Below are 22,655 nucleotides of genomic sequence, written 5' to 3' on the forward strand. Positions count from 1 at the left end.
TGAACATGTTGCAGGGTTTGAGTTTTAAGTTTGGCGACTTCGGGTATACGCCCGTAACCCACTCCCTGCAACCCTTTCAGCGATTTCCCTACAAATTATTCCGGACAGCAGTGGGCGCAGGCCGGAACCCAAGTGTGCTTCCACCTTCGAATCTGGTAACCTGGCCCCCTGGCCCAAACATCATTGGTCGACCCGTCGGACGACGCCAGGCATCCGCCGGTCGACGAGGGCCACCTCCATGATCTCCAGGCACAAACTCAATCACCTCGCCGCAGGACTGCTCGACACCTTCATCAGCCGCTACAACGACTACGAAGGTTATTGGGCATTTGGCTTCATGTACCGCGAGGCGCGGACAGCGGCGAACCGGATGGAACTCGACCTGATCGCGGGCACCGCGCGGCCGGAGGCTCCCGCCGGCTACAGCGTGGCGCGCACCTATGCGCGCTACCTGAGCCAGGCCGGCACCAGGCTCGGGATGCCGCTGGATGAACTGGAGGCGGCCAGCATGGTCATCGAGTTCGGCCTGCCGCCTGTTCCCAAGCGTCCGGGCCACCTCGAGATCGGCGACCCGTTCACCTGTACCCTGCAGCTCGCCACCCGTGACGGGCGCACCGCGTCGCGGCAGAAGCTGGCGCACTGCATGCCCGATGACGAATTCCGGGGGCGCCGCAGCAGCCGCTACCACGGCTGAGCGACGCTTCCCGCGCGCGCTTGGCCCCTTCGGCCACATCTTTTTTTCCGCTCCCGTACAATTGCGGTTTTTTCAACACGGGAGCCACCATGCGCGCCATCGAGATCACCCAGCCGGGCAAGCCGGACGTCCTGCAGCTGTGCGAACGCCCGCTGCCGGTACCGAAAGCGGGCGAAGTGCTGATCAAGGTGCATGCGGCCGGCATCAACCGCCCGGACGTGCTGCAGCGCCTGGGCAAATACCCGGTGCCGCCCGGTGCATCCGACCTGCCTGGCCTGGAAGTGGCCGGCGAAATCGTCGACGGCGACTACGCCGCGGCCGGCTTCAAGCAGGGCGACATGGTCTGCGCGCTGGTGCAGGGCGGCGGCTACGCCGAATACTGCACGGCGCCTGCCGAGCAATGCCTGCCGATCCCGCAAGGCTTGACCCCGCTGGAAGCCGCCTCGCTGCCGGAGACTTTTTTTACCGTTTGGACAAATATTTTCGACCGCGCGCACTTGTCTCCGGGCGAGACCCTGCTGGTGCAGGGCGGGACCTCGGGCATCGGCGTGACCGCGATCCAGCTCGCCACGGCACTGGGCCACCGCGTGTTCGCCACCGCCGGATCGGATGACAAGTGCCGCGCCTGCGAAGCGCTGGGCGCCGAGCGCGGTATCAACTACAGGACGGAAGACTTCGCCGCGGTGGTGAAGGAGCTGACGAAGGGGAAGGGCGTCGACGTCATCCTCGACATGGTCGCCGGAGATTACCTGCCGCGCGAGATCGATTGCCTGGCCGACGACGGCCGCATCGCCCTGATCGCGCTGCTCGGCGGCGCCAGGGCCGAGATCGACCTGGGCCAGGTGCTGCGCCGGCGCCTCTCCATCAGCGGCTCGACCCTGCGCCCGCGTCCGGTCGCCTTCAAGGCGGCGATCGCGCGCAATCTGCGCCGCCAGGTCTGGCCGCTGTTCGCGCAAGGCAAGCTCAAGCCGGTGATTTACAAGACTTTCCCGCTGGCGCAGGCAGCAGAAGCGCACGCGCTGATGGAGTCCAGCACGCATGTGGGCAAGATCGTGCTGGAAGTGATCTAAGCGATTGAATCAAAAAGGGAAGTGGCAATCGAACGGGGCCGCGGAAGAAGCTAAGCCATTGTTTGACCGCCACATATTCGACCGCTAGAATAGCGGGTTATTTAACTGTGGACTCGTATGCGTTCCAAACTCGTCGTAGGCAACTGGAAGATGAACGGCAGCCGTGAAGCCAATGCGCTGCTGCTGACCGGCATTCTTGCTGGACTGGACAATGCGAAGGCGGCTGCTGCCGTCTGCGTGCCGGCGCCTTACCTGTACCAGTGCCAGGACCTGTTGCAGGGCGGCGCACTGGCCTGGGGCGCGCAAGACGTGTCCTGCCAGCCGAGCGGCGCCTACACGGGCGAAGTCTGCGCGGCGATGCTGCAGGAATTCGGTTGCCGCTACGTCATCGTCGGCCATTCCGAGCGCCGCGCCTACCATGGCGAGTCGAGCGAGCTGGTCGCGAAAAAGACCAGGGCCCTGATCGAAGCCGGCATGACCCCGATCGTCTGCGTCGGCGAAACGCTGGAGCAGCGCGAAGCAGGACAGACCATGCAAGTGGTGGGTGAACAGCTCGGCGCCGTGCTCGACAAGATCGGCCCCGATGCCATGGACAAGATCGTGCTGGCCTACGAACCGGTGTGGGCGATCGGCACCGGCAAGACCGCCACCCCGGAAATGGCCCAGGAAGTCCACGCCGGCCTGCGCGAAAAGCTGCGTGCATGCAACGCAGACAGCGCGGAAAAGGTATTGGTGCTGTACGGCGGCAGCATGAAGCCGGATAATGCGGCGAACCTGATGGCGCAGCCGGACATCGACGGCGGCCTGATCGGTGGCGCCGCCCTGAAGGCGGCGGATTTCCTCGCGATCATCCACGCAGCAAAGTAATCCGTACTCCCGCATTACAGAATTACCGCATTTAATCGTCGTTAACTTGGAAATGGAATTGCAATGAACACCCTGTTTAATCTGGTTATTGTCGTGCAGGTTATTTCGGCCCTGGCCATTATCGGCCTGGTGCTGGTCCAGCACGGCAAGGGCGCCGACATGGGCGCGGCCTTCGGTTCGGGCGCCTCGGGCAGCCTGTTCGGTGCGTCGGGCTCGTCGAACTTCCTGTCGAAGTCGACCGCCGTCGCCGCCGCCGTCTTCTTCGCCTCGACCCTGGCGCTGGCCTACTCGAGCACCACCCGCAGCACCGGCCCTGACGGCGGCGTGATGGAGCGCGTCACCATGCCCTCTTCGAAAGCCCCGGCCACGGGTATCCCGAGCGACATTCCGGGCGCCGGCCCGAACGCCGGTGCGACCACGGTCGTTCCAGCCAATGACATCCCGCAAACCCCGGGCGTCGCCATTCCGGCCGCACCTGGGCAGGCTGCCCCGGCACCTGCTGTACCGGTTGCCCCAGCTGCTGCCACCCCGGTCGCGCCGGCCCCGGCCCCGGCGACCAAGTAATTCCTCGATTTCCGTCGCACGGGCGCCGCACGCCCGTTCGCGATTAGCGGTAGAATGCGGCTCGCTGTCAGTAGCGCGGGCCAGGTTCTTCGCAGCCCGGCCAGATTTAGTACTGAGTGCACGTGATTAGCTGTAAAGATTAATCGTCAACATTAATTTGTTGAGAAATTGCGTAAATTCCTTGTGATAGCGCAATTTGTGCATTGAAAAGTAGTGCTAAAGCAGGGTAAAATACTGGTCTCCAGCCGACGTGGTGAAATTGGTAGACACGCTATCTTGAGGGGGTAGTGGCGCAAGCTGTGCGAGTTCGAGTCTCGCCGTCGGCACCAAGATACAAAGAAGCCAGCAAGGGCGCAACGAGCAAACGCTCTCCTGCCTGAGCTGGCTTTTTTTACGATTCGGGTGGTCATTGTGGAAGTCATCACGATCGGCCTTTCGACTCGGCGCTGCAGCCCTGCAGTGTTTCATTAACCGATCGTTCAATACAGGCTTCATCGTGAACCTCGAAAATTATTTCCCCGTACTTCTCTTTATTCTGATTGGCGTCGGCGTCGGTGTCGCTCCGCAGGTGCTTGGCCGACTGCTAGGGCCCCATCGTCCGGATGCCGCCAAGCTGTCCCCGTATGAATGCGGCTTCGAGGCCTTCGAAGACGCGCGCATGAAGTTCGACGTCCGGTACTACCTGGTCGCGATCCTGTTTATTTTGTTTGATCTGGAAACGGCATTCTTCTTCCCATGGGGCGTCTCGATGCGCGAACTGGGCTGGGCCGGCTTCGTGACGATGATGGTGTTCATCGCCGAATTCGTCGTCGGTTTCTGGTACATCTGGAAGAAAGGTGCCCTTGATTGGGAATAAGCCATGGCAATTGAAGGCGTATTAAACGAAGGTTTCATTACCACCACAGCCGATAAGCTGATCAACTGGGCGCGCACCGGGTCGATGTTCCCGATGACGTTCGGCCTGGCCTGCTGCGCGGTCGAGATGATGCATGTGGGCGCAGCCCGCTACGATCTCGACCGTTTTGGCATTGTGTTCCGCCCATCGCCGCGCCAGTCGGACGTGATGATCGTCGCCGGCACGCTGTGCAACAAGATGGCTCCCGCACTGCGCAAGGTGTACGACCAGATGGCCGAGCCGCGCTGGGTGATCTCGATGGGTTCCTGCGCCAACGGCGGCGGCTACTACCACTACTCGTATTCGGTGGTGCGCGGTTGCGACCGCATCGTCCCCGTCGACGTCTACGTGCCGGGCTGCCCGCCGACCGCGGAAGCCCTGCTGTACGGCATCATGCAGCTGCAGAACAAGATCAAGCGCACCAATACCATCGCGCGCTAAGAACAGCGAATCACCATGACGACTAAACTCGAATCCCTTGAACTCGCCCTGAAAAATGCTCTGGGCGAGGGCGCTGCCATCAGTTCCGCGCTGGGCGAAGTAACTGTGGTGGTCAAGGCCGCCGACTACCTTGCATCGATGCAGACCCTGCGCGATGCGCCGACCCTGCGCTTCGAGCAGCTGATCGACCTGTGCGGCGTCGACTACTCGCAGTACGGCGAAGGCACCTGGGACGGCGCGCGCTTCGCGGTCGTCTCGCACCTGCTGTCGATCGAGCACAACTGGCGCGTGCGCGTGCGCGTGTTCTGCGCCGACGACGACATGCCGATCGTCGAATCCGTCACTGGCATCTGGCGCGCCGCCAACTGGTACGAGCGCGAAGCGTTTGACTTGTTCGGCATCCTGTTCGACGGCCACGGCGACCTGCGCCGCATCCTGACTGACTACGGCTTCATCGGCCACCCGTTCCGCAAGGACTTCCCGGTCACGGGCTATGTCGAGATGCGCTACGACCCTGAACAGAAACGCGTGATCTACCAACCGGTAACGATCGAACCGCGCGAGAACATCCCGCGCGTGATCCGCGAAGAAACCTACGGGACGAAATAATGGCTGAGCTTAAGAATTACACCCTGAACTTTGGTCCGCAGCACCCGGCAGCGCACGGCGTGCTGCGTCTCGTGCTGGAGCTGGACGGCGAAGTGATCCAGCGCGCCGACCCGCACATCGGCCTGCTGCACCGCGGCACCGAGAAGCTGGCCGAGACCCGCACCTACCTGCAGTCGGTCCCGTACATGGACCGCCTCGACTACGTGTCGATGATGTGCAACGAGCACGGCTATGTGCTGGCAGTCGAAAAGCTGCTGGGCGTGGAAGCCCCGGTGCGCGCGCAGTACATCCGCGTCATGTTCGACGAGATCACCCGTATCCTGAACCACCTTATGTGGCTGGGCGCGCACGCGCTCGACATCGGCGCCATGGGTCCTTTCCTGTACGCCTTCCGCGACCGCGAAGACCTGTTCGATGTGTACGAGGCGGTGTCGGGCGCGCGCATGCACGCGGCCTATTACCGCCCGGGCGGCGTCTATCGCGACCTGCCGGACCGCATGCCGCAGCACAAGGAATCGCCGATCCGTTCGCGCAAGGCGATCGACGCCCTGAACCAGGACCGCCAGGGTTCGGTGCTGGACTTCATCGACGCGTTTACCAAGCGTTTCGACGGCTATGTCGACGAATACGAAACCCTGCTGACCGATAACCGTATCTGGAAGCAGCGCACCGTCGGCATCGGCGTGGTCTCGCCCGACGACGCCAAAGCCATGGGCTTCACCGGCGCCATGCTGCGCGGTTCGGGCGTGGCCTGGGACCTGCGCAAGCAGCAGCCGTATGCCGTCTACGACCAGATGGACTTCGACATCCCGATCGGCACCAACGGCGACTCCTACGACCGCTACCTGGTGCGCATGGAAGAGATGCGCCAGTCGAACCGCATCATCAAGCAGTGCGTGGCCTGGCTGCGCGTGAACGCCGGCCCGGTGATGATCGACAACCACAAGATCGTGCCGCCGAACCGGATGGACATGAAGTCCAACATGGAATCGCTGATCCACCACTTCAAGCTGTTCACCGAAGGCTTCCACGTGCCGGAAGGCGAGGCGTATGCCGCGGTCGAGCACCCGAAGGGCGAGTTCGGCATCTATATCGTGTCGGACGGCGCCAACAAGCCGTACCGTCTGAAGATCCGTACCCCGGATTACGCCCACCTGCAGAGCCTGGACGAAATGGCGCGCGGCCACATGATCGCCGACGCCGTCACCATCATCGGCACCCAGGACATCGTGTTCGGCAGTATCGATAGGTAAGAAGGACAAACGAATATGTTATCGCAGCAGTGCTACCAAAAAATCGATCGCGAACTGGCTAAATACCCGGCCGATCAACGCCAGTCGGCCGTGATGGCCGCGCTGGCCCACGCCCAGGTCGAACTGGGCTGGCTGTCGCCGGAAACCATGCAGGAAATCGCCGACTACATCGGCATGCCGGCGATTGCCGTGCAAGAAGTCGCGACCTTCTACAACATGTACAACACCAAGCCGGTCGGCCAGCACAAGATCACCGTGTGCACCAACCTGCCATGCGCGCTGTCGGGCGGCGAACGCGCCGCCAACCGCATCAAGGATGCGCTGGGGATCGGCTTCCGCGACACCACCGCCGACGGCAAGTTCACGCTGCTGGAAGGCGAGTGCATGGGTGCCTGCGGCGACGCACCGGTGATGCTGGTGAATAACCACCAGATGTGCTCGTTCATGAGCGACGAGAAGATCGACGCCCTGCTTGAGGAACTGAACAAATGACCAGCCTGCACGACCGTCACATCAATCCGCTGATCCTCAAGGACCTCAACGGCGAGAACTGGCACCTGGCCGACTACGTGAAGCGTGGCGGCTATTCGGCGCTGCGCCGCATCATCGAAGAAGGCATCTCGCCGGAACAGATCATCGCCGACCTGAAGGCCTCGGGCCTGCGCGGCCGCGGCGGCGCCGGTTTCCCGACCGGCCTGAAGTGGAGCTTCATGCCGCGCCAGTATCCGGGCCAGAAATACCTCGTCTGCAACACCGACGAAGGCGAGCCGGGTACCTTCAAGGACCGCGACATCATCCGCTACAACCCGCATGCGCTGATCGAAGGCATGGCCATCGGCGCCTACGCGATGGGCATCACCGTGGGCTATAACTACATCCACGGCGAGATCTTCGCGGAATACCTGCGCTTCGAAGAAGCGCTGGAAGAGGCGCGTGCCGCCGGCTTCCTGGGCGATAAGATCATGGGCTCGGAATTTTCCTTCCAGCTGCACGCGCACCACGGCTACGGCGCCTATATCTGCGGCGAAGAAACCGCGCTGCTCGAGTCGCTCGAAGGCAAGAAGGGCCAGCCGCGCTTCAAGCCGCCGTTCCCGGCCTCGTTCGGCCTGTACGGCAAGCCGACCACGATCAACAACACCGAGACTTTCGCAGCGGTCCCGTTCCTGCTGAACATCGGCGCCGAGAACTACATGGCGCTGGGTAAACCAAACAACGGCGGCACGAAGATCTTCTCGATCTCGGGCGACGTCGAGCGTCCGGGCAACTACGAAGTCCCGCTGGGCACCCCGTTCGCCAAGCTGATGGAGCTGGCTGGCGGTATGCGCGGCGGCAAGAAGATCAAGGCCGTGATTCCTGGCGGCTCGTCGGCGCCGGTCGTGCGCGGCGAGGTCATGATGGACACCGACCTCGACTACGATTCGATCGCGAAAGCCGGCTCGATGCTGGGTTCGGGCGCCGTGATCGTCATGGACGAAACCCGCTGCATGGTCAAGTCGCTGCTGCGCCTCTCGTATTTCTATTACGAAGAGTCGTGCGGCCAGTGCACCCCGTGCCGTGAAGGTACCGGCTGGATGTACCGCATGGTGCACCGCATTGAAAACGGCAAAGGCCGTCCGGAAGACATGGACCTGCTGAACAACATCGCCTTCAACATCAAGGGCCGCACCATTTGCGCCCTGGGTGACGCAGCCGCGATGCCAGTAGAAGCGATGATCAAGAACTTCCGCGAGGAATTCGAATATCACATCGAGCACAAGCACTGCCTCGTGCCCGCATACCTTTAAACCAGGTCAGGTAACGATCAAATGGTTGAAATTGAATTAGACGGCAAGAAAGTCGAAGTCGCACCAGGTTCCATGGTGATGGACGCCGCAAACAAACTCGGAACCTACATTCCGCACTTCTGCTATCACAAGAAATTGTCGATCGCAGCGAACTGCCGCATGTGCCTGGTCGAAGTGGAAAAGGCGCCGAAACCGATGCCTGCCTGCGCGACCCCGGTCTCGCCTGGCATGATCGTGCGCACCCACAGCGACAAGGCTGTGCAGGCGCAGAAGTCGGTGATGGAATTCCTGCTCATTAACCACCCGCTGGATTGCCCGATCTGCGACCAGGGCGGCGAATGCCAGCTCCAGGATTTGGCAGTCGGCTACGGCAAGAGCAATTCGCGCTACGACGAAGAAAAGCGCGTGGTGGCCCCGAAAGAGGCCGGCCCGCTGATCTCGATGGAAGAGATGGCGCGCTGCATCCAGTGCACCCGCTGCGTGCGTTTCGGCCAGGAAGTGGCCGGCGTCATGGAATTCGGCATGATCGGCCGTGGCGAGCACTCGGAAATCACGACTTTCGTCGGCAAGACCGTCGACTCGGAAGTGTCGGGCAACATGATCGACCTGTGCCCGGTCGGCGCGCTGACCAGCAAGCCGTTCCGCTACTCGGCACGTTCGTGGGAACTGTCGCGCCGCAAGTCGATCGCGCCGCACGATTCGCTCGGCAGCAACCTGATCGTCCAGGTCAAGGGCGGCAAGGTCATGCGCGTTCTGCCGCTGGAAAACGAGGCCATCAACGAATGCTGGATCTCGGATAAAGACCGCTTCTCGTACGAGGCGCTGGACAATGCCGACCGCCTGGTCAATCCAATGATCAAGCAGGGCGGCGTCTGGCAAGAGACCGACTGGCAGACCGCGCTCGAATACGTGGCCCACGGCCTGCGCAACATCCGTCACGAGCACGGCGCCGACAGCGTCGCCGCCGTCGCTACCGCGCACTCGACCGTCGAAGAACTGTATTTGCTGAACAAGACCATGCGCGGCTTCGGCTCCGATAACGTCGAGTTCCGCCTGCGCCAGAGCGACTTCTCGCTCGACGGCCAGGTCACGCCATGGCTGGGCATGCCGATCGCCGGCATCTCGCAGCTCAAGCGCGTGCTCGTCATCGGTTCCTTCCTGCGCAAGGACCACCCGCTGGTCACGACCCGCCTGCGCACCGCCGTCAAGGGCGGCGCCAAGCTGTCGCTCCTGCAGGGCGCGGACGACGACCTGCTCATGCCGGTCGCGAGCAAGCTGATCGCCGCACCGAACGACTGGCTCGCCGCCTTGTCGGAAGTGGTCTCGGCCGTCGCCTCTGCCCGCGGCATTGCCGCACCATCGGGCTTCGAGAACGTACAGGCCGGCGACGCCGCCAAGGCCATCGCCGCTTCGCTCACGAGCAGCGATGCACCGGGCGCCGTCTTCCTGGGCAACGCCGCTTCGCACCACCCGCAAGCCTCGCAGATCCACGCCGCCGCGCAATGGATCGCCGAGCAGACCGGTTGCAGCTTCGGCTCGCTGGTCGAAGCGGCCAACACGGTCGGTGGCTACCTGGTGGGCGCAACGGGCAAGGGCGAAGCTGCTTTCGCCGTCCCCAAGAAAGCCTATGTGCTGCTGCACGCGGAACCGGAACTCGATGCGGCCAACCCGCAGCAGGCGCGCGCCGCCCTGGATGGCGCCGAGATGGTCGTCGCCATGTCGTCCTTCAAGCACGGCATGGACTTCGCCGACGTGCTGCTGCCGGTCTCGCCGTTCAGCGAAACCGCCGGTACTTTTGTGAACTGCGAAGGCCGTGCACAAAGCTTCAACGGCACCGTCAAGCCGCTCGGCGAAACCCGCCCGGCCTGGAAAGTGCTGCGCGTGCTGGGCAACCTGCTGGGCCTGACCGGCTTCGATTACGAGACTTCGGAATCGATCCGCGACGAAGCGCTGGGCAAGGGCATCACCGACCTGTCCGCCAAGCTGAACAACGTCGCCAGGCTCGCGCCATCGACCGGCTCGTATGCGCCGGCCGGCCAGCTCGAGCGCGTCACCGACGTGCCGATCTATTTCACCGATGCACTGGCGCGCCGTTCCGAGCCGCTGCAGCGCACCGCTGACGCGAACGCGCCGCTGGTGTCGCTGTCGAAGGCCGTCGCCGAGCAGCTGGGCGTGGTTGCGGGTGACCGCGTGCGCGTCTCGCAAGGTAGCGGCAGCGCCGTGCTGGTCGCGGGCGTGGATGCACGCCTGCCGTCGAACGCGGTGCGCGTGGCCGCCGGTCACCCGGCCGTCGCCACCCTGGGTGCGATGTTTGGTGCAATCAATGTTGAAAAAGCAGGGGAGGGCAAGTAATGGCACAGCCCGGTTATATCGATAGTTTCTATGAAATGGGCGCCGCCAGCCCGTTCGCACCGGTCTGGCCAGTGATCTGGACCGTGATCAAGATCCTGTGCGTTCTGCTGCCACTGATGGGACTGGTCGCTTACGCCACCCTGTGGGAGCGCAAGCTGATCGGCTGGATCCAGATCCGCGTCGGTCCGAACCGCGTCGGTCCCGGCGGCCTGCTGCAGCCGATCGCCGATGCGCTCAAGCTGCTGCTCAAAGAGATCGTGATCCCGACCAAGGCCACCACCAGCCTGTTCGTGATCGGTCCGGTCATGACCATCATGCCGGCGCTGGCCGCCTGGTCGGTGGTGCCGTTCGGCCCGCAAGCCGCGCTGGCCAACGTCAATGCCGGTTTGCTGCTGCTGCTGGCGATCACCTCGATGGAAGTCTACGGCATCATCATCGCCGGCTGGGCGTCGAACTCGAAGTACTCGTTCATGGGCGCGATGCGCGCCTCGGCCCAGATGATCTCCTACGAAATCCCGATGGGCTTCGTGATGGTCGTGGTGCTGATGGTGTCGGGCAGCCTGAACTTCTCGGACATCGTGCTGGGCCAGCAGGCCGGTACCTTTGCCGCGATGGGCCTGAACTTCCTGTCGTGGAACTGGCTGCCGCTGTTCCCGCTGTTCGTGATCTATTTCGTCTCCGGCCTGGCCGAGTGCAACCGCCACCCGTTCGACGTGGTGGAAGGCGAATCCGAGATCGTCGCCGGCCACATGGTCGAGTATTCGGGCATGTCGTACGCGATGTTCATGCTGGCCGAGTACGCCAACATGATCCTGATCGCCACGCTGGCTGCCATCATGTTCCTGGGTGGTTGGTCGGCCCCGTTCGGTTTCCTCGAATTCGGCGCGATCGGTGGCTTCTTCTGGCTGTTCGCGAAGATGTTCATCCTGGTTTCGCTCATGATCTGGGTCCGCGGCACCTTCCCGCGTTACCGCTATGACCAGATCATGCGCCTGGGCTGGAAAGTATTCATTCCGCTGACCCTGATCTGGCTCGTTCTCGTCGCAGGCTGGATGCAGACGCCGTGGAACATCTGGAAGTAAGAGAGAAAAATGAATCGAGTGAAAGAAATCCTCGGCAGCCTCATGCTGACCGAACTCTTCAAGGGCCTGGCCCTGACCGGCAAGTATGCGCTGTCGCGCAAGATCACGGTCCAGTACCCTGAAGAGAAGACGCCGATGTCGAACCGCTTCCGCGGCCTGCATGCGCTGCGCCGCTACCCCAACGGGGAAGAGCGCTGCATCGCCTGCAAGCTGTGCGAGGCAGTCTGCCCGGCCATGGCCATCACGATCGAGTCGGCGCAGCGCGAGGACGGCACCCGCCGCACCACGCGCTACGACATCGACCTGACCAAGTGCATCTTCTGCGGCTTCTGCGAAGAGTCCTGCCCGGTCGATTCCATCGTCGAAACCCACGTGCTGGAATACCACGGCGAAAAGCGCGGCGATCTCTATTACACCAAAGAGATGCTGCTGGCCGTGGGCGACCGCTACGAAGCCGACATCGCCGCCGCCCGTGAGGCGGACGCGAAGTTCCGTTAATAAGAAGAGGCTTCCAAGTCATGGAATTTACAACTGGTTTGTTCTACGTGTTCGCGGCCATCATGGTGCTGGCCTCGCTGCAAGTCATCACCACCAGGAACCCGGTCTATGCCGCGCTGTTCCTGGTGCTCGCGTTCTTCAACGCGGCCGGCATCTGGATGCTGCTGAAAGCCGAGTTCCTGGCCATCGTGCTGGTGCTGGTCTATGTCGGCGCCGTGATGGTGCTGTTCCTGTTCGTCGTCATGATGCTCGACATTAATGTCGACCGCATGCGCGAAGGCTTCTGGGGTTATCTGCCTGTGGCATCGAGCATCGGCGCCCTGATCGTGCTCGAGATGGCCGCCGTCCTGTGGCGCGGTTTCCTCGGCTTCGAGCAGTCGGCCGAAGCGGCCGCCGCGAATATCGGCGGCACCAAGGAACTGGGCCTGCTGATCTACACCAGGTACATCTACGGCTTCGAGATCGCCGCCGTGATCCTGCTGGTGGCGATCATCGCCGCAGTTGCCCTCACCCTGCGCAAGCGCAAGGACACCAAAGCTATCGACCCTGGCCTGGCCGTGCGTGCCAAGCGTAACGACCGCCTGCGCATCGTGAAGATGGACGCGGTCAACCAGCGCGCCATCGACGCGGCATCAAGCGAGGCAGCAGCCCAGGCCGCCGCTGCAGCCGCACCCGCAGTACCGAAGGAGAATCCATGACTTTGTCGCTCGCACACTACCTGATCCTGGGCGCGATCCTGTTCGCGATCTCGATCGTGGGCATCTTCCTGAACCGGAAGAACATCATCATCCTGCTGATGGCCATCGAACTGATGCTGCTGGCGGTGAACCTGAACTTCATCGCATTCTCGCACTACCTGGGCGACGCGGCGGGGCAGATCTTCGTGTTCTTCATTTTGACCGTCGCGGCCGCCGAATCGGCGATTGGCCTGGCGATCCTGGTGGTCCTGTTCCGCAACCTGGACACGATCAATGTGGAAGACCTCGACAGCCTCAAGGGCTGATCGGTTAAACAATAACGACTAAGGTTCAACATGGCGGGGCAACTCAATTCCTCACTCTTACTCGCGGTGCCGCTGGCGCCGCTCGCAGGTTCGGCAATCGCCGGCCTGCTGGGTACGAAATTTTTCGGCAACGTGGTCGGCCGCAAGGTCTCCCACACGGCAACCATCCTCGGCGTCCTGATTGCACTGATCATCTCGGTCCAGACCCTGATGGCGGTGCTCGACGGCGCGCCGGTCTTCAACCAGGACATCTATACCTGGATGAACGTCGCCGGCCTCAAGCTGGCGGTCGGCTTCCAGATCGACACGCTGTCGGCAATGATGATGTGCGTGGTGACGTCCGTCTCCCTGATGGTGCACATCTACACGATCGGCTACATGGCCGAGGACGAAGGCTATAACCGCTTCTTCTCGTACATCTCGCTGTTCACCTTCGCGATGCTGATGCTGGTCATGTCCAACAACTTCCTGCAGCTGTTCTTCGGCTGGGAAGCGGTGGGCCTGGTCTCGTACCTCCTGATCGGCTTCTGGTACACCCGTCCGACCGCGATCTTCGCCAACATGAAGGCCTTCCTGGTCAACCGCGTTGGCGACTTCGGCTTCATCCTGGGCATCGGCCTGCTGCTGGCTGCCGCCGGTTCCATGCAGTACGACGAAGTGTTCGCCAAGAGCACGTCGCTGGCTGCCATGACCGTGCCGGGCACCGGCTGGCCGCTGCTCACCGCCGCCTGCATCTGCCTGTTCATCGGCGCGATGGGCAAGTCGGCCCAGTTCCCGCTGCACGTCTGGCTGCCTGACTCGATGGAAGGCCCGACCCCGATCTCGGCACTGATCCACGCCGCGACCATGGTCACCGCCGGCATCTTCATGGTGGCGCGCATGTCGCCGCTGTTCGAGCTGTCCGATACCGCGCTGAGCTTCGTCATCGTGATCGGTTCGATCACCGCGCTGTTCATGGGCTTCCTGGGCATCATCCAGAACGACATCAAGCGCGTCGTCGCTTACTCGACCCTGTCGCAGCTGGGCTACATGACCGTCGCGCTGGGCGCTTCGGCCTATTCGGTGGCCGTGTTCCACCTGATGACCCACGCTTTCTTCAAGGCGCTGCTCTTCCTTGGCGCCGGTTCCGTCATCATCGGCATGCACCACGACCAGGACATGCGCAACATGGGCGGCCTGCGCAAGTACATGCCGATCACCTGGATCACTTCGCTGCTCGGTTCGCTGGCCCTGATCGGTACCCCGTTCTTCGCCGGTTTCTACTCGAAGGACTCGATCATCGAAGCGGTGCACGCCTCGAACATCCCGGGCGCCGGTTTCGCCAACTTCGCGGTGCTGGCCGGCGTGTTCGTGACCGCCTTCTACTCGTTCCGCATGTATTTCATGGTCTTCCATGGCGAGTCGCGCTGGAACCATCCGGTGGCGCACAGCGAAGGGCATGACTCCGACGCGCACCACGAGGAGGACGCACACGCAGACGCGCACGACGACCATCACCACCATGGCCTGCAGCCGGGCGACAAGCCGCACGAGTCGCCGCTGGTCGTGACCCTGCCGCTGATCCTGCTGGCGATTCCTTCGGTGATCATCGGCTACCTGGCGATCGGCCCGATGCTGCACGGCGACTTCTTCAAGGACGTGATCTTCGTCGGCGAGAACCATACCGCCATGAAGACCCTGAGCGAAGAGTTCCACGGCGCTGCCGCCATGGCCATCCATGGCCTGCAGACGGCACCGTTCTGGCTGGCCCTGGCCGGCGTGGCCCTGGCTTACTACTGCTACATGGTCAACCCGCGCGTGCCGGCCTGGTTCTACAACAAGTTCAAGTTCCTGCACACCCTGCTGGACAACAAGTACTACATGGACAAGTTCAACCAGGCAGTCTTTGCTGGCGGCGCACGCGCCGTCGGCGGCGGCCTCTGGAAAGTGGGCGACCGCGGCCTGATCGACGGCCTGCTGGTCAACGGTTCTGCACGCCTGGTCGGCTGGTTCTCGACCGTCGTGCGCAACCTGCAGACCGGTTACATCTACCACTACGCGTTCTTCATGATCGCTGGCGTGCTGGCGACCCTGCTGTACTTCTTCCCGTTCTGGCGCGGTTAATCAGGCCAAGATAACAAAAGCGAAAAATGATTTCTACATTTCCTCCTTACCTGAGCCTTTCGATCTGGCTCCCGATTGTCTTCGGCCTGATCATCCTGGCGGTAGGCCGCGAAGGCAACAAGGGGCTGACCCGCATGCTGGCCCTCGTCGGTGCGGTGGTCAGCTTCCTGCCGACGCTGCCCCTGATCGCGAACTTCGACAACGCCGCCCACGGCATGCAGTTCTATGAAGTGGCAAGCTGGATCGAGCGCTTCAACGTGTTCTACAAGCTCGGCGTCGATGGCCTGTCGCTGTGGTTCATCCCGCTGACCGCCTTCATCACCATCATCGTGGTGCTGGCGGCATGGCAGGTGATCGACGAGCGCGTCGGCCAGTACATGGGTTCCTTCCTGATCCTGTCGGGCCTGATGATCGGCGTGTTCGCCTCGATGGACGGCCTGCTGTTCTACTTCTTCTTCGAAGCCACCCTGATCCCGATGTACATCATCATCGGCGTCTTCGGCGGTCCGAACCGGGTGTACGCGGCATTCAAGTTCTTCCTGTACACGTTCTTCGGCTCGCTCCTGACCCTGGTCGCGATCGTCTACCTGTACAACGCGTCGGGTTCCTTCGATATCCTCGAATGGCACAAGCTGCCGCTCACGATGAACGAGCAGATCCTGATCTTCATCGCCTTCTTCATGGCCTTCGCCGTGAAGGTGCCGATGTGGCCGGTGCACACCTGGCTGCCGGACGCCCACGTGGAAGCGCCGACCGGCGGTTCCGTCGTGCTGGCCGCGATCATGCTGAAACTGGGCGCCTACGGCTTCCTGCGTTTCTCGCTGCCGATCACCCCGGACGCCTCGCACTACCTGGCTCCCGGCGTCATCGTGCTGTCCCTGATCGCCGTGATCTACATCGGCCTGGTGGCCCTGGTCCAGAAGGACATGAAGAAACTGGTGGCTTACTCGTCGATCGCCCACATGGGTTTCGTCACGCTCGGCTTCTTCATCTTCAACGACATGGGCGTGCAGGGCGGCCTGATGCAGTCGATCTCGCACGGCTTCGTGTCGGGCGCGATGTTCCTGTGCATCGGCGTGCTGTACGACCGCGTGCACTCGCGTGAAATCGCCGACTACGGCGGCGTCGTGAACACGATGCCGAAGTTCGCGGCCTTCGCCGTGCTGTTCTCGATGGCCAATGCCGGCCTGCCTGCCACCTCGGGCTTCATCGGCGAATTCATGGTCATCCTGGGCGCCACCCAGTTCAACTTCTGGACCGGCCTGCTGGCGGGCACCGCGCTGATCCTGGGCGCCGCCTACTCGCTGTGGATGGTCAAGCGCGTCGTGTTCGGCCCGATCGGCAACAAGCATGTCGCCGAACTGACCGACCTGAACGGCCGCGAGTTCGCCATCCTGGGCGTGCTGGCCATCGCCACCCTGTGGATGGGCCTGTACCCGGCGCCGATCGCCGAAACGCTGCAGGTGTCGGTCTCGGACCTCTTGCAACACGTCGCAGTCAGCAAAGTGCCTTAAATAAGCCATGAACGAAATGAACTCCACCCTGCTAGCGGCGACCGACACCAACCTGGTGCCGGTCTATGCCGAAATCTTCCTGCTGGTCGCGGCTTCCGCGATCCTCTTGATCGACATGTTCCTGAAAGAGGGCAAGCGCAACCTGACCTACGCGCTGACCTTGCTCACCATCGCCGGCTGCGCCGTGTTCTCGTTCGCCGATTTCAAACCGGGCGCGACGGTGTACACCTTCAGCGGCATGTACGTGTCGGACCCGATGGGCAACCTGCTCAAGCTGTTCACCTACCTGGCCACCGCCATGACCCTGGTGTATTCGCGCCAGTATTCCGGCGACCGCGCCATGATGTCGGGTAACCTGGGCGGCGAGTTCTACGTGCTCGCGCTGTTCTCGATGCTGGGCCAGATGATCATGATCTCGGGTAACAGCATGCTGTCGCTCTACCTGGGCCTGGAACTGATGTCGCTGTCGCTGTACGCGCTGGTGGCCTTGCGCCGCGATCACGCCGTCTCGACCGAAGCCGCGATGAAATACTTCATCCTGGGCGCACTGGCCTCAGGCTTCCTGCTGTACGGCATCTCGATGATCTATGGCGCCACCGGTTCGCTCGACATCACCACCATCGGCCAGCTGACCAGCGTCACGGACGTTCCCAACAAGACCATCCTGATCTTCGGCCTGGTGTTCGTCGTCGCCGGCCTGGCCTTCAAGCTCGGCGCCGTTCCGTTCCACATGTGGGTGCCGGACGTCTACCAGGGCTCGCCGACCGCCGTCACGCTGCTGTTGGGCGGCGCGCCGAAGCTGGCCACGCTGGCCATGACCTTCCGCATCCTGGTCGAGGCGCTGCCTGGCTTCGCCTTCGACTGGCAGCAGATGCTGATGGTGCTGGCCGTGCTGTCGCTGGCGATCGGTAACATCACCGCGATCGCCCAGACCAACATCAAGCGCATGCTGGCCTATTCGACCATCGCGCAGATGGGCTTCGTCCTGCTGGCCCTGCTCACCGGCGTGGTCGATGGCGACAGCACCGACGCGGCGTCGTCGTACAGCGCCGCCATGTACTACATGATCACCTATGTGCTGACCACCGTCGGCAGCTTCGGCCTGATCATGATGCTGGCGCGCGCCGGCCACGAAGCCGAACTGATTTCGGACTTCAAGGGCCTCGGCAAGCGCAGCCCATGGTTCGCGATCGTCATGACGATCCTGATGTTCTCGTTGGCAGGCGTGCCGCCGATGGTCGGCTTCATGGCCAAGTGGGCCGTGCTGCAGGCACTGGCCAACGCCGGCATGGTGTGGCTGGCGATCGTCGCCGTGATGTTCTCGCTGGTGGGCGCCTATTACTACCTGCGCATCGTCAAGACCATCTGGTTCGACGACGCAGCGGACACCGCCGCGATCCATACCCCGGCCGACATGCGCGTCGTGATGTCGCTCAACGGCCTGGCCGTGGTGGTGCTGGGTATCATCCCGGGCTGGCTGCTGGCGGTGTGCTACAGCGCCATGCAGTCTACCCTCGCAAAATAAGCCGGTGAATCCTTCTCTGGCTGTCTGGCTGGTGGTCGCGCTCTCCCTCGCGGCCGCCAACCTGCCTTTCCTCACCGAGCGCGTGCTGGGTCTTGTACCACTGAAGACCAGCACCGCCGATGACGGCTCCCGACGCACGAAGTCACTCCCGCTGCGTCTGCTCGAACTGATTATCTTATACTTCGTCGTCGGTGGCCTGGCGCGCCTGCTGGAATCGAGCATCGGCGGCGTATTCGCGCAGGGCTGGGAATTTTATGCGATCACCGGGTGCCTGTTCCTGGTGCTGGCGTTTCCCGGGTTTGTCTGGCAGTACCTGCGCAAGCGCCGTTCGTAGGGTGGGCGGCTTCGCCGCCCGCGCGTTCAACCGGTGTTCGCGTCACGTAATTCATATCGGAGCCTGCATGACGGTCAATCTCAAAGAAACCCGCATCGACGGCGGCATCGTCTACGACGGCCCCTTCCTCAAGGTCGAACGCGACCAGGTGCGCCTGCCGGACGGCTCGATCTCCCACCGCGAACTGATTCGCCACCCCGGCGCGGTCGTGATCCTGCCGCTGCTGCCCGATGGGCGCGTGCTGCTGGAGCGCCAGTTCCGCTATCCGAACGGGCAGGTCTTCATCGAATTCCCGGCCGGTAAAATCGACCCGGGCGAAGACCACCTGGACTGCGCCAAACGCGAGCTCGAAGAAGAAACCGGCTACACCGCCGCCCGCTGGCGTTTCGTCTGCACCATCCACAATGCCATCGCCTACTCGGACGAACACCTCGAACTCTTCCTGGCCGAAGACCTGCTCGAGGGCCAGCAAAAGCTCGACGACGGCGAATTCCTCGAGACCTTCAGCGCCACCGTGCCCGAGCTGCTCGGCATGGTCCAGCGCGGCGAGATCACCGACGTGAAGACTATCATCGGCGCCTTCTGGCTCGAGAAGATTTTATCCGGCGCCTGGAATCCCGCCTGATCCCATGAAGCTCCTGCCCGCGTTCGTGCTGCTGTGCTGCGCGCTCGTAGCCATGCCCGCGCAGGCAGCCGCGCGCACCGAGTTCCAGGCGCGCTGCGAAGACACGATCGGCGAAAGCCTGTCGGTGCTGACCGGCACCCAGAATGGCTTTCGCATCGATAACACGGTCGGTTACCGCTCGCTGACCGTGATGAAAGGGAGCGCGCGGCCAGGCCAGTACGTGCTGGGCCTGACGCGCACCGAGTCGCATGTGAGCATCAATGTCGGCGGGCGCCTGCTGGTCGACCCGGCCAGCGGCTACGAATGCATCGCGCCCCACATCGAGGTCAAGCTTTATTACCCGCCGATCGTCGTGTATGTGAGCCGCGAATTCGCGCCCAGTTCCTGCGCCTACCAGGAAGTGCTGGCCCACGAGATGCGCCACCTGAACACCTATCTCGGCTACCTGCCGCAAGCCGAAGCCCGCGTGCGCCTGGCGCTGCAGCGGCGCTTCGAGGACAAGCCGCTGTACGCGCGCACCGGGCAGGCGCAAGGCCTGCTCCAGCGCGAGATCGACCGCGGCTGGATGCCCTATATCAAAAGCGAAATGGCCAAGGTCGAGGCCCTGCAGGCGGCCATCGACTCGCCGCAGGAATATGCCCGGCTGGGCAAGGTTTGCGGAGGTGAGGTACAGTCTTTGCTCCGACCCACACGAATACGCAGGCCATCATGACGAACCCATCCGCTTCCAAGCCACCAGCGCGCTACATCGCCCTGATCCCGGCAGCCGGGGTAGGCGCGCGCATGGGGGCGAGCAGCCCCAAGCAATACCTGCAGCTCGGCGGCAAACCGATGCTGCGCCACACGCTCGACGCCTTCGTGTCGAGCCCGCTCATTGCCCATACCTATGTGGTGGTGAGCGCGGACGACCCCATCATCGATTCCATCGTGCCGGGCCGCGGCGTGAGCGTGCTGCGCCACGGCGGCGCCAGCCGCATGGACTCGGTGCGCAACGGCCTGCTGGCCCTGCACGGCATCCTGCACGAGGACGACTGGGTGCTGGTGCACGATGCCGCCCGCCCAGGCCTGGATGCGGAACTCATCGAGCGCCTGATCGTCGAAACAGGTGAGCATCCCGCCGGCGGCCTGTTGGCCCTGCCGGTGGTCGACACGGTCAAGCGCAGCGTCGCCGATGAGGTAGCGACCGTGTCGCGCGACGGGCTCTGGCTGGCCCAGACGCCGCAGATGTTCCGCTACCACCTGCTGTGCCGCGCCCTTGACGCGGCCACGGACCCATCCATGATTACCGATGACGCGAGCGCGGTTGAAGCGCTGGGACTGGCCCCCAAGTTGGTGGAAGGGCACCCGCGCAACCTGAAAGTCACGCTGCCTGCCGACATCCGCATTGCCGAGATGTACCTGGCCGCGTATGCACCGCAGGCGCCATCCGCATCGCACCCTGAACCGAACTGAAAAACTGAACCTATGGCACTAGCTTCCTATAATCCGACTCCGCCGTTCCGCATCGGAACCGGCTATGACTGCCACGCACTGGTCGAAGGGCGCAAGCTCATCGTCGGCGGCGTGACCATCCCGCACCGCCTGGGCCTGCTCGGCCATTCCGATGCCGACGTGCTGCTGCATGCGATCATCGATTCGCTGCTGGGCGCCGCCGCGCTGGGCGATATCGGCAAGCATTTCCCGGACACCGATCCGATGTTCGCCGGCGCCGATTCGCGCACCTTGCTGCGCGAAGTGGGGCACCGCGTGGTGGCCACCGGCTACACCATCGGCAACATCGACGCCACCATCATCGCCCAGGCCCCTAAAATGGCCCCGCACATCCCGCACATGGTCTCGCGCATCGCCGAAGACCTGGGCGTGTCGCCCCAGCAGGTGAACATCAAGGCCAAGACCAACGAGAAGCTCGGCTTCCTTGGGCGCGAAGAGGGCATGGCGGCGGAGTCGGTGGCGATGCTGATCCGCGCGGCGGAATAGTGGCAATCTGACACCTGCGTGTATGTGCACCAGGATTCGTAGGGTGGGCGGCTTCGCCGCCCGCGCGTTCAAGAGGCGTTCGCAAATCGATACGTTCTTTGGTCCCCAGCCGTGAGTTGAACGCGCGGGCGTTCGTAATTCCGGACACTGCCCGAAATTACCCCGCCCACCCTACGGAGACCGCCGATGACTTCCCCGCAAACGATGACCCCACGCCAGGCCTGGATGCTGATCCTCGCCGCCAGTGCGATCCTGATGATCACGATGGGCGCGCGCCTGACCACTGGGCTGTTCCTGTCCCCGATCAACACCTCGACGGGTCTCGGCATCGCGTCCATCAGCTTCGCGATGGCGGTGGCCCAGCTGATGTGGGGCGCCTCGCAGCCGGTGTTCGGCGCCATCGCCGACAAGTACGGGCCGGCGCGGGTGATCGTCATCGGTGGGCTGATGCTGGCCGCGGGCACCGCCGCCACCCCTTTCGTGGACTCGGAATGGGGCCTGATCCTGACCATGGGCCTGCTCTCGGCAGCCGGGGCCGGGGCGGGCAGTTTCTCGATCCTGATCGGCGCCACGGCCCAGCGCCTGCCCGCCGAGCGCCGCGCCTTTGCGTCCGGCTTCATCAATGCGGGCGGCTCCTTCGGTCAGTTCGTGTTCGCGCCGCTGATGCAGGCGATCATTGCCAGCGCCGGCTGGGTCGCGGCCATGCTGACGATGGCGGCCTCGACGCTGCTGACCATTCCGCTGGCCCTTGGTATGCGCGGCAAGAAAGCCCCAGTGCCCGCAGTGCCGGCCGCCGCAACCGGCGCCGCCAGTGCAGCTGCGGCGCCGGCGCCGGTTCCGGCAGGCATCTCCCTCACCGAACAATTGCGCCAGGCGGCGCGCGACCGCTCCTACCTGTGCCTGCACCTGGGTTTTTTCACCTGCGGCTTCCACATCGCCTTCCTGGTGACCCACCTGCCGGGCGAGGTCGCCCTGTGCGGCCTGCCGGCCGGCGTGTCGGCCACGGCGCTCGCCCTGATCGGCCTGTTCAATATCGCCGGCAGCCTGATGGCCGGCGCGCTCGCCACCCGCTACCGCATGAAGTCGCTGCTGGCCATCATCTACGCCAGCCGCGCCGTGATCATCGTGCTCTACCTGATGGCGCCGAAAACCGCGCTGACCTTCTACCTGTTCGCCGGCGCGCTCGGCTTCACCTGGCTGGCCACCGTACCGCCCACCGCCGGCCTGGTGGGCAAGCTGTTCGGGATGCGCTACCTGGCCACGCTGTTCGGCATGACCCTGCTGTCGCACCAGATCGGCGGCTTCTTCGGCGCCTGGCTGGGCGGCCTGAGTTTCGTGCGCTTCGGCGACTACAGCTGGATGTGGTACGCCGACATCCTGCTGGCCGTGGCCGCCGCCCTGGTCAATCTGCCGATTCGCGAGCAGCCGGTGGTGCGCCCGGCGCTGGCCGCGGCGAAAGGCTGAA

At 63.3% G+C, this 22,655-nt stretch carries 24 protein-coding genes and 1 tRNA gene; all 25 read left to right on the top strand.

Annotated features, from left to right (window positions below):
* The first annotated feature begins 238 nt into the window (after positions 1–238).
* The 25 genes from AC56LR_RS17955 (at position 239) to AC56LR_RS18075 (ending at position 22,654) form a co-directional block, all read left to right on the top strand.
* Positions 239–694, top strand: a complete 456-nt coding sequence (locus AC56LR_RS17955; RefSeq protein WP_497132290.1) for a hypothetical protein — start codon at positions 239–241, stop codon at positions 692–694.
* Positions 695–783: 89 nt separating this feature from the next.
* Complete coding sequence (locus tag AC56LR_RS17960; protein ID WP_497132292.1) at positions 784–1,764, top strand: NAD(P)H-quinone oxidoreductase; 981 nt, start codon at positions 784–786, stop codon at positions 1,762–1,764.
* Positions 1,765–1,881: 117 nt separating this feature from the next.
* Positions 1,882–2,631, top strand: coding sequence for a triose-phosphate isomerase (gene tpiA, locus AC56LR_RS17965; RefSeq protein WP_497132294.1), 750 nt, complete (start codon positions 1,882–1,884; stop codon positions 2,629–2,631).
* Between the two features lie 63 nt (positions 2,632–2,694).
* The gene (gene secG / locus AC56LR_RS17970) at positions 2,695–3,195 is read left to right on the top strand and encodes a preprotein translocase subunit SecG (RefSeq protein WP_497132296.1); all 501 of its coding nucleotides are present in this window, start codon (positions 2,695–2,697) and stop codon (positions 3,193–3,195) included.
* Between the two features lie 244 nt (positions 3,196–3,439).
* Positions 3,440–3,524, top strand: a tRNA-Leu gene (locus AC56LR_RS17975).
* 167 nt (positions 3,525–3,691) lie between these two features.
* Positions 3,692–4,051: an NADH-quinone oxidoreductase subunit A gene (locus tag AC56LR_RS17980; protein ID WP_497132298.1), complete on the top strand. Its 360-nt coding sequence runs from the start codon at positions 3,692–3,694 to the stop codon at positions 4,049–4,051.
* A gap of 3 nt (positions 4,052–4,054) precedes the next feature.
* A complete protein-coding gene (locus AC56LR_RS17985) occupies positions 4,055–4,531 on the top strand; it encodes a NuoB/complex I 20 kDa subunit family protein (protein ID WP_020654624.1) in 477 nt (158 codons plus the stop codon).
* 15 nt (positions 4,532–4,546) lie between these two features.
* Positions 4,547–5,140 carry an NADH-quinone oxidoreductase subunit C gene (locus AC56LR_RS17990; protein ID WP_497132300.1) on the top strand — a complete coding sequence of 198 codons (594 nt, stop codon included), beginning with the start codon at positions 4,547–4,549 and terminating at the stop codon, positions 5,138–5,140.
* Positions 5,140–6,393, top strand: coding sequence for an NADH-quinone oxidoreductase subunit D (locus AC56LR_RS17995; RefSeq protein ID WP_497132302.1), 1,254 nt, complete (start codon positions 5,140–5,142; stop codon positions 6,391–6,393). The genes AC56LR_RS17990 and AC56LR_RS17995 overlap by 1 nt, the downstream gene beginning before the upstream one ends.
* A 15-nt stretch (positions 6,394–6,408) precedes the next feature.
* Positions 6,409–6,885: an NADH-quinone oxidoreductase subunit NuoE gene (gene nuoE, locus AC56LR_RS18000; RefSeq protein WP_497132303.1), complete on the top strand. Its 477-nt coding sequence runs from the start codon at positions 6,409–6,411 to the stop codon at positions 6,883–6,885.
* Positions 6,882–8,177: an NADH-quinone oxidoreductase subunit NuoF gene (gene nuoF / locus AC56LR_RS18005; RefSeq protein ID WP_497132305.1), complete on the top strand. Its 1,296-nt coding sequence runs from the start codon at positions 6,882–6,884 to the stop codon at positions 8,175–8,177. The genes nuoE and nuoF overlap by 4 nt, the downstream gene beginning before the upstream one ends.
* A gap of 21 nt (positions 8,178–8,198) precedes the next feature.
* Positions 8,199–10,529 (top strand): NADH-quinone oxidoreductase subunit NuoG, encoded by a 2,331-nt coding sequence (nuoG, locus tag AC56LR_RS18010; RefSeq protein ID WP_497132307.1) that lies wholly within the window; start codon positions 8,199–8,201, stop codon positions 10,527–10,529.
* 35 nt (positions 10,530–10,564) lie between these two features.
* Positions 10,565–11,611, top strand: a complete 1,047-nt coding sequence (gene nuoH, locus AC56LR_RS18015) for an NADH-quinone oxidoreductase subunit NuoH (RefSeq protein ID WP_497132385.1) — start codon at positions 10,565–10,567, stop codon at positions 11,609–11,611.
* 9 nt (positions 11,612–11,620) lie between these two features.
* The gene (gene nuoI, locus AC56LR_RS18020) at positions 11,621–12,109 is read left to right on the top strand and encodes an NADH-quinone oxidoreductase subunit NuoI (protein ID WP_489875349.1); all 489 of its coding nucleotides are present in this window, start codon (positions 11,621–11,623) and stop codon (positions 12,107–12,109) included.
* Between the two features lie 20 nt (positions 12,110–12,129).
* Positions 12,130–12,807 (top strand): NADH-quinone oxidoreductase subunit J, encoded by a 678-nt coding sequence (locus tag AC56LR_RS18025; protein WP_497132309.1) that lies wholly within the window; start codon positions 12,130–12,132, stop codon positions 12,805–12,807.
* Complete coding sequence (gene nuoK, locus AC56LR_RS18030) at positions 12,804–13,112, top strand: NADH-quinone oxidoreductase subunit NuoK (protein WP_171081295.1); 309 nt, start codon at positions 12,804–12,806, stop codon at positions 13,110–13,112. Before AC56LR_RS18025 ends, nuoK begins: the two co-directional genes overlap by 4 nt.
* 30 nt (positions 13,113–13,142) lie before the next feature.
* The gene (gene nuoL, locus AC56LR_RS18035) at positions 13,143–15,215 is read left to right on the top strand and encodes an NADH-quinone oxidoreductase subunit L (RefSeq protein ID WP_497132311.1); all 2,073 of its coding nucleotides are present in this window, start codon (positions 13,143–13,145) and stop codon (positions 15,213–15,215) included.
* 26 nt (positions 15,216–15,241) lie between these two features.
* Positions 15,242–16,729, top strand: a complete 1,488-nt coding sequence (locus tag AC56LR_RS18040; protein WP_497132313.1) for an NADH-quinone oxidoreductase subunit M — start codon at positions 15,242–15,244, stop codon at positions 16,727–16,729.
* Positions 16,730–16,736: 7 nt separating this feature from the next.
* A complete protein-coding gene (gene nuoN / locus AC56LR_RS18045) occupies positions 16,737–18,254 on the top strand; it encodes an NADH-quinone oxidoreductase subunit NuoN (RefSeq protein ID WP_497132315.1) in 1,518 nt (505 codons plus the stop codon).
* A gap of 4 nt (positions 18,255–18,258) precedes the next feature.
* Positions 18,259–18,588, top strand: coding sequence for a DUF2818 family protein (locus AC56LR_RS18050; RefSeq protein WP_497132317.1), 330 nt, complete (start codon positions 18,259–18,261; stop codon positions 18,586–18,588).
* 67 nt (positions 18,589–18,655) lie between these two features.
* The gene (locus tag AC56LR_RS18055; RefSeq protein WP_497132319.1) at positions 18,656–19,213 is read left to right on the top strand and encodes an NUDIX domain-containing protein; all 558 of its coding nucleotides are present in this window, start codon (positions 18,656–18,658) and stop codon (positions 19,211–19,213) included.
* A 4-nt stretch (positions 19,214–19,217) separates the two neighbouring features.
* The gene (locus AC56LR_RS18060; RefSeq protein WP_497132320.1) at positions 19,218–19,925 is read left to right on the top strand and encodes a hypothetical protein; all 708 of its coding nucleotides are present in this window, start codon (positions 19,218–19,220) and stop codon (positions 19,923–19,925) included.
* Positions 19,922–20,665, top strand: a complete 744-nt coding sequence (gene ispD, locus AC56LR_RS18065; RefSeq protein WP_497132322.1) for a 2-C-methyl-D-erythritol 4-phosphate cytidylyltransferase — start codon at positions 19,922–19,924, stop codon at positions 20,663–20,665. The genes AC56LR_RS18060 and ispD overlap by 4 nt, the downstream gene beginning before the upstream one ends.
* 12 nt (positions 20,666–20,677) lie before the next feature.
* The gene (ispF, locus tag AC56LR_RS18070) at positions 20,678–21,190 is read left to right on the top strand and encodes a 2-C-methyl-D-erythritol 2,4-cyclodiphosphate synthase (RefSeq protein ID WP_497132324.1); all 513 of its coding nucleotides are present in this window, start codon (positions 20,678–20,680) and stop codon (positions 21,188–21,190) included.
* Between the two features lie 186 nt (positions 21,191–21,376).
* Positions 21,377–22,654, top strand: a complete 1,278-nt coding sequence (locus AC56LR_RS18075; RefSeq protein WP_497132326.1) for an MFS transporter — start codon at positions 21,377–21,379, stop codon at positions 22,652–22,654.
* Position 22,655 lies beyond the last annotated feature (1 nt).

The organism is Telluria sp. ZT3P39 (assembly GCF_059685935.1).